At 44.0% G+C, this 7,084-nt stretch carries 6 protein-coding genes and 2 pseudogenes; 1 reads left to right on the top strand and 7 read right to left on the bottom strand.

The features are described 5' to 3' along the window. Together ACW12G_RS04205 and ACW12G_RS04210 are read right to left on the bottom strand one after the other, a co-directional pair. Positions 1–569, bottom strand: a 569-nt coding sequence (locus ACW12G_RS04205; RefSeq protein ID WP_455647350.1) for a PLP-dependent transferase, incomplete at its 3' end; no start/stop codon positions are given. 20 nt (positions 570–589) lie between these two features. After that, a complete protein-coding gene (locus ACW12G_RS04210) occupies positions 590–1,471 on the bottom strand; it encodes a homoserine O-acetyltransferase/O-succinyltransferase family protein (RefSeq protein WP_455647353.1) in 882 nt (293 codons plus the stop codon). 519 nt (positions 1,472–1,990) lie between these two features. Between ACW12G_RS04210 and ACW12G_RS04215 the strand changes: the two genes are divergently transcribed. Beyond that, positions 1,991–2,320 (top strand): thioredoxin family protein, encoded by a 330-nt coding sequence (locus tag ACW12G_RS04215; protein ID WP_455647351.1) that lies wholly within the window; start codon positions 1,991–1,993, stop codon positions 2,318–2,320. A gap of 35 nt (positions 2,321–2,355) precedes the next feature. Here the strand turns inward: ACW12G_RS04215 and ACW12G_RS04220 are convergent, their stop codons facing one another. The 5 genes and pseudogenes from ACW12G_RS04220 to ACW12G_RS04240 form a co-directional block, all read right to left on the bottom strand. Further along, entirely contained in the window at positions 2,356–2,748 is a 393-nt protein-coding gene (locus tag ACW12G_RS04220; RefSeq protein ID WP_055307398.1) for a VOC family protein, read from the bottom strand. An 11-nt stretch (positions 2,749–2,759) separates the two neighbouring features. Then, positions 2,760–4,099, bottom strand: a pseudogene (gene fucP / locus ACW12G_RS04225) (L-fucose:H+ symporter permease). 168 nt (positions 4,100–4,267) lie between these two features. After that, positions 4,268–5,137 (bottom strand): S1C family serine protease, encoded by an 870-nt coding sequence (locus ACW12G_RS04230; protein WP_048700934.1) that lies wholly within the window; start codon positions 5,135–5,137, stop codon positions 4,268–4,270. A gap of 54 nt (positions 5,138–5,191) precedes the next feature. Then, positions 5,192–6,475, bottom strand: a pseudogene (locus ACW12G_RS04235) (sensor histidine kinase). Next, positions 6,468–7,084: response regulator transcription factor (locus tag ACW12G_RS04240; RefSeq protein WP_455647352.1), on the bottom strand; the 617-nt coding region annotated here is incomplete at its 5' end. The gene ACW12G_RS04240 and the pseudogene ACW12G_RS04235, both read right to left, overlap by 8 nt.

A 7,084-nucleotide genomic window follows, 5' to 3' on the forward strand; every position in this document is an offset into this window, starting at 1 on the left:
GCGCCAAGTGTTAAAGGCTGTTGAAAAATCGGGGTTAAAAAGGTGTTGTCCACAGCAATGATAATGTCTGGTCGGATGGCTTTAACTGCCGTACTTAGTGCTTGAATATCGGTAATTTTCATGGTTGGATTAGAAGATGTCTCCAGCCAGATGAGCTTGATTTCGGGTCGAATTTGTGTCAGAAAGTCATCTAAATCACGACACGCGGTATAGCTCACCCCACTGTGAACCACTAAATCATCAAAGTAACGGAAAGTCCCACCATATAAATCATCACTGGTTAAAAAATGATCGCCCGTTTTCAACAAAGTCGCAAACACCAAATCAATGGCGGCCATCCCCGAACTGGTCGCAAAACCTTGCACGCCGTGTTCTAAGCGCGCCAGCTGTTCTTCTAACACTTGTCGCGTTGGCGTGCTTAAGCGCGCATAGTCAAAACCCGTAGACTCGCCTAACCCTGGATGGCGATAGGCCGTGGAAAAGTAAAGTGGCGTAACCACTGCACCTGTTTGCGCATCGTCTGTCCCGTTGCCCCCTTGGGCGAGTAATGTATCAATCGTCGTTGTCATCGTTACTCCTCTAAAATCACTTATGCTTGTACTGCTGGGATAATATCAACGACTGCCGGTCGCTGAGCTTGACTGACCAGCAAATGGCCCCAATTTTTGAAAAACTGCACAGCAGATGCTGACCATGAATTCACCGGTTCGCCCGCGCGATAATAATTTTCTGGTGGCAACATGGCCTGCCCTGCATGCTGATCGCGTAAAAATTCATCATGTAACGTGTGCGTCGCATACTCTAAATGCCCCGTCACATAAGTCGTCCGTTTCGTATCATCGCGTAAAATGAATGCGCCGACGCGATCATCGCCAGCCACCTTTAATCGTTGGGCAACGGCGCGATTTGGAATGGTAAAATACCGTGAATGCGGCATCGCCAAGTCGGTCATTTGCGCTAATAGCGGATGCCCTTGACCAAGTGTTGGTTGGTTGTGGTAGACACCAAAGATTTTGTCGTCAACATGACGCACAGGGAAGTTGCGTTCGACATAGCCGGCCCCATAGGCTGCCCAGCAGGTCAGTAGGCTTTCTTTCACATGGGTTTGCCGCCATACCAGCAATTGTTGAAACTCGGTCCAGTAGTCAATAGCCGTCACTTTTTCGCGGTCAACTGGTGCACCTGTCACGATTAAGCCATCAAATTGTTGATGCCAAATGTCGGCTAACGTTACATAATTTTTTTCAATCAGCTCACGGTCATGACGAATGATATGCGTGGCGGGTACGGCAAACGTCACCCGCACATTGATCGGTAATTGTGCCAAGAGTTGGGCAAACTGCTGTTCCGTTTGCCGGCGATTCGGCATGAGATTCACCAATAAAATGCTAACCGTTGGCTGCAGGACACGATATTGGCCAATGACCAATTGATCATGTCGTAATAAGCCATTTTGTAATATGACACTCATCATTCACTCCTTTTAACATCATGTGAAAACAAAAAAATCCCGTAGTCTAAAATTAGACTACGGGACGCAAAAATAACGTGTTACCACCCAGTGTTTATGTAGGGCTCTCGCACCCACACCTCAAACGTACGCCCACCACATCTCGTCGAGAACATCTGTGAGATCTTTCGGGTTATACGTTGTGCGTTAACGAGCACCACCGACTTCAACTTACCGCGCCACACAGATGGGTGTCCGCTTGCTCGTCTCTGTAATCACTCCAAGACCATTTTCCAACAGTTATTTTATCGACTTACACCAACCGTCGACTCTCTGGGTAAAATACCATGTTGTACTTATCTCTTCACCGTTTATATTGTCATTAACTATAACTTTTATTCTGTGAGTTGTCAACACTTATTTGTCATTTATTTTTTAATCTTCTCATTTTATAGTCATGATGGTGAACTAAGCAAAGTATTTAACGTCGCAAAATTTTTATGGTATACTGACTTCAAAATCAATTAGGAGTCTTAAAACATGTACGAACCTACTCATCATTCAGATGCTGTCGTTGAAGAAAATATTAACAAGCCTGGTCGCAATGTGATGTTTTTGTCAGCAGATTGGTGTGGTGATTGCCGCGCTATCAAGCCATTTGTACAAGACATTCAGGATACCATTAGCCAAACTGCTAACTGGTTCGATGCCGACCGTGACGAAAATCTAGCGGTTGCAACTAAGTACAATATGCGTGGTATCCCATCTTTTGTTTTGTTTGAAGATGGTCAAGAAGTGTCACGTATTGGTCACGGTGAATGCTTGACACCACAACAAGTGCTCGACTGGTATCAAAGTACACAAGCCTAATCAAAAGGACCCTGTTTTTATCACAGGGTCCTTTTTTATTGGGCTAAAATTTCACAGAATTCAATAATTTCTTGGTTCGGACCTAAGATATTAAAGTAGCGAATTCCATGCTGCCAGAAAGTCGGAATACTTTGAATGTCATGATCAATCAATTCAAAACCAGCTGCCTTGGCCGCTGCAAAAGCCTTTTCAATATCCGTCGCATCTAATGAGACATGATTAATCGCACCGGCATGACCAACGGGCTCACCTTCCCAAGTTTCAATCACAAGGTTGCCTAATTTGAGAAAGGCACAACGACTATTACCGTTAGGGAATAAGCCAGTTTGTTCAAAACCAAGTGCTTCGTAAAAAGCAATGGTTGCTGCTAAGTCTTTGGTTGGGATGCCGACGTGTTGCACACCGGTCACATAATCTTGAATCGCCATTATTTTCTCCTTTAACGTCCTGTCGCCATTTCTTGTTTAACTTCTGTTGCAAAATAATAACTCACCAGTGCAAACGCAATCGTTGGCACCAGGAATGACAATTGCATCGATCCCACCGCATCAGACACGAGGCCTTGAACAGCTGGGATAACGGCACCGCCCACAATGGCCATAACCAAAATGGCCCCTGCTGTTTCAGTGTAACGCTTATCTGTTACATGGTCTAAGGTATGTGCGTAAATCGTTGGCCATTGTGGGCCAAAGAAAAAGCTCACCCCAACGGCCGCATACACAGCAATCATGCCTGGCGCAAATGTTGCGAGCACAACGCCAAGGTGCCAAGTACTGAGTAAGCCGTCAAAACTTGGGTTGCTTTCAATTGTGTAAAGAGCCAAGTCGCCACAACCTTCCCCAAAAAGAAGACAACATACGAATAGATCATGAAGTTTGAGGCCGCGGCATCTGTAATATGATGATTCACATCCAAAGCCAGCCGGATGGTAAATGACCAAACAGCCGTCTGCATCCCCACATAAATGAATTGTGCCAATACACCCTTTTTGAAGCGATTGTTCTGTCTCAAATAGGCAATTGACTGACGAAAACTTACCTTAGCCATCTGTGTCCCCGTCACAATTGGCTTGGCACTTGGCATCTTCGTCACAGCTAAGATGAGCAACATCACAACTAAGACGGCCAAAATATATTTGTAAGGTTGGAGGGTTAATTGTAACATGCTTTCGCCGTAAGCCAGCCGTTCTGCGCCATGCAAGCTGGCCATTTTTTCAGACAGGTTCCCCACCGAACCAAAAATCAAATACTTACCCAACAAAATCCCAGCAATACTGCCCACTGGATTCAAGATTTGCGAAATATTTAAACGCAAATTGGCATATTTCTTGGGTCCCATCATCACACTGTAGGTATCACTGGCTGTTTCTAAGAAGGATAACCCAATGGCGATGGCAAAAATAGCCACAAGGAACATCGAATAGGTCGCCACTCGCGATGCTGGGAAAAATAAACCAGCCCCTAAGATATAAGCGACCAACCCCGTCATAATGGTCACTTTATAAGAGGCCTTGCGAATAACAAAACTGGCAGGAATGGCGACTAGAAAATACCCGCCGTAAAACGCTGACTGCACAAAGGCAGTTGCCGCATCATTTAAAGCAAAAACTGTTTTAAACTGCGTAATTAAAATATCATTTAAACTCGCCGCTGTTCCCCACAGCGGAAACATCAACGATACAATGATAAATTGGAAAATCGGTGTCTTCTTAAGATACCCATCAGCCAACTGACCAAAATCCTTGTGCTTTTTAGCAACAACCCCAACTGAATTAATCATGCCTGTTCTCCTCTGGCTGCAATTTGTGATTTTCCTGTAAGCGTTTTCAGAAACTAAGAATAGTACACTTCTGTTATTATTGAAAGCCCTTTCATAAATTAAATGATTGTATTGTGATGCACAATCATTTAACACACAATAAAAAGAGCCACCAAATTGGTGACTCTTTTACTTTTCTGTTTGCTGAATAAAGGCTTCAACAACGTCTGATGGAATGGCAAATCCCATCCCTTCAACGTTAGTGCCATCAGTTGCAGCAGCAATTTTTGATGAATTAATCCCAACGACTTGCCCTGATAAGTTAATCAACGGGCCGCCAGAGTTACCTGGATTAATGGCAGCATCGGTTTGGATGACCGTTTCATCACTCGATCCTGTCTCTTCTGCCGTCAGTTGCCGCTGTGGTGATGAAATAATGCCACTCGTCATTGAAGTCGCATATTCAGACCCCAACGGTGATCCAATCGCTAAGACCTGTTCACCTGATTGAAGCTTACTGCTTGGTGCAAAGCTCGCCGCCGTTTTAATCAGGTCTGTTTTGGCCTTAATAAGGGCCAAATCCTTTTGTTCATTCGTCCCGACAATGGTTGCTTTAATCTTGTCGCCATTTGCCGTAATCACTTGTAGGGCATCCGAATTCGCCACCACATGATTGTTGGTGATGATATAGACATACCCATCCGCAATCTTATAGACGACACCAGAGCCTTCTGAGGCAGTTTCAACTTGGCCATCATCGGCTTGCTTTTGACGCCCTGATTGACCAAACAACCCCGCAAAACCATCTGGGGTTTGCGCCGCATTCTTTTGCAAATTTTGCACGGTGACCACCGCATTTTTTACTTTATTGTAGGCCGAAATGGCAGCATCTTGACTCACATAGGCGGTCGAAGCAATCGACGCTTGCCCGGCAATATTTACCACTTTTTTGGTTTCAGGTTGGCGCTGGAACCAAGAATTTGGTTGTGTGCCAGAATAAACGACGCCACCACCAACTACGGCAGCAACTGCCGCAACTATTATAAGAGAATGTTTCATCACGTGCCCTCCATTTTAATCAACGTGGTCATGCTTCTTTCAATTTTTCGTATGTTATAGCGGTAACGTGATTTTGAAAATCGTCCCCTTTGGTTGATTATCTAACACCACAATTTTACCGCCATGCGCATGGACAATCCACTCCGCAATGGACAAGCCCAAGCCAGTCCCACCAGTTTCTCGATTGCCTGTCTTATCTTCTCGATAAAAACGGTCAAAGACATGCTTTTTGGCCTCATCACTGATACCACGCCCCGTATCGGCAACCGTTAAGACAAGTTTACGCTTTTCAATCATGGCAGTAATTGACACGGTATCGCCGGCTTCAGAATATTTCAAGGCGTTATCGACCAACAGGACAATCAATTGATGAATGCGCTTTTGATCAATCATCACGCGCTGACCTACTCGCGCTGACAAGAGTACCTGTTGCCCATCAAATTCAGCCATTTCTTGGTATGGCGCGACAATTTGTGAGAGGAAATCACTAATATCAGTCGATTCTTTTTCAAGGCGGGTCATATTTGATCCTGACTTCGCCAGGGTTAACATATTGTTTGTTAACGAGGTTAGACGTCTCACTTCTGATAAGGACAAGATAATGGCATCAGATTGTTCACGTACTGTGGATTCTGGATGCGTTAACATATTTTCGAGTTTACCTTGAATCACGGCCATTGGTGTCCGTAATTCATGCGCCGCATTGTTCACAAAGTCTTGCTGCTGTTGCCACGATCGCAAAAACGGCTACATGTTTTTTAAACTAATCCAGTAAGATAACATTAAAGCAAGCAACCCAAATGAGCCAAACGACCAAAGAATCACCTTTTTAAAGTGATTAAGGTTGTAAATCGTATCATTAACATTGACCGTAATCACACCATATTTCACAGGGTGGCCGTCATTGTTTTTGGCTCCCCTAATAAACGTGACACTGGCCACACGATAATAGTTATCCCCAATATGTACCGTTTGTGGTGTATCAGACTCAAATCGTGAGGTGTATTTGAATTGTTTACTGAGTAATTCTTTGGTTACCTCTGGTAAACGGGCATCCAAGATTAAGTTTTTACGACTGTCATATAGCCAGACATTGGCCAAGGTATTGGTTTCTAATAACAGTGGTGCTTTTCGTTCCGTCGTGTCAGCATTATCCAAAGCGCCAGCCAATTCAAAGTTACGAATTTGTTGGGTAATGGCAGCATCTGAATTACTAAAGACCGTACGCGTGTAGGACCAATACATGACCCCACCTAAAATCGAGAAAATGAAAAAGAAACTCGCAATTAGCAGAAGAAAGCCGCGAATTTGTTGTTGCTTATTGATGACATTAGGCATCGTCAACCTCTAAAATAAACCCAATATTACGGAGCGTTTTAATCAAATCATGTTGTCCGACAGCCTCTAACTTACGCCGGAGGTTGTTCAAATAAATATTCACAACGTTAATCGTTGTGTCAGAATCAATTCCCCAGACACGATCAAAGATTTGGTCACGCGTCACAATGATGTTTTTATTTTGTGCCAAGTAGGTCAAAATATCAAACTCTTTTCCGACTAATTTGACAGGTTGCCCATGAACTTGGACACCACGATTCTCAAGGTTAATGAGCACATCACCCACCGCGATCGTATTATCTTCCGAATAGACACCAGCACGGCGTAATAAAGCCTTCACCCGTAACAATAATTCTTCACGATAGAACGGCTTCGTCAAATAATCATCCGCGCCAACATTAAAGCCTTCGATTTTATCATCTAAAGAACCTTTAGCCGTCAAAATCAAAACTGGCGTCTCAATATTTTTTTCACGCAAATGTTTAATGACTTCCAAGCCATTCTCGCCTGGCAGCATCAAATCCGAGATAATGAGGTCATAAGGTGATTCTTGCCCTTCAAATTCACCATCTAAGCCGTTATCAACCGCATGCACATCGGCAAAATCTT

The sequence above is a fragment of the Leuconostoc sp. genome (assembly GCF_965300815.1).

What these genes read in the sequence shown, in the direction of transcription:
- ACW12G_RS04210 (WP_455647353.1), bottom strand. Translation starts at nt 1,471, where the DNA reads ATGAGTGTCATATTACAAAATGGCTTATTACGACATGATCAATTGGTC.
- ACW12G_RS04215 (WP_455647351.1), top strand. Translation starts at nt 1,991, where the DNA reads ATGTACGAACCTACTCATCATTCAGATGCTGTCGTTGAAGAAAATATT.
- ACW12G_RS04220 (WP_055307398.1), bottom strand. Translation starts at nt 2,748, where the DNA reads ATGGCGATTCAAGATTATGTGACCGGTGTGCAACACGTCGGCATCCCA.
- ACW12G_RS04230 (WP_048700934.1), bottom strand. Translation starts at nt 5,137, where the DNA reads ATGAAACATTCTCTTATAATAGTTGCGGCAGTTGCTGCCGTAGTTGGT.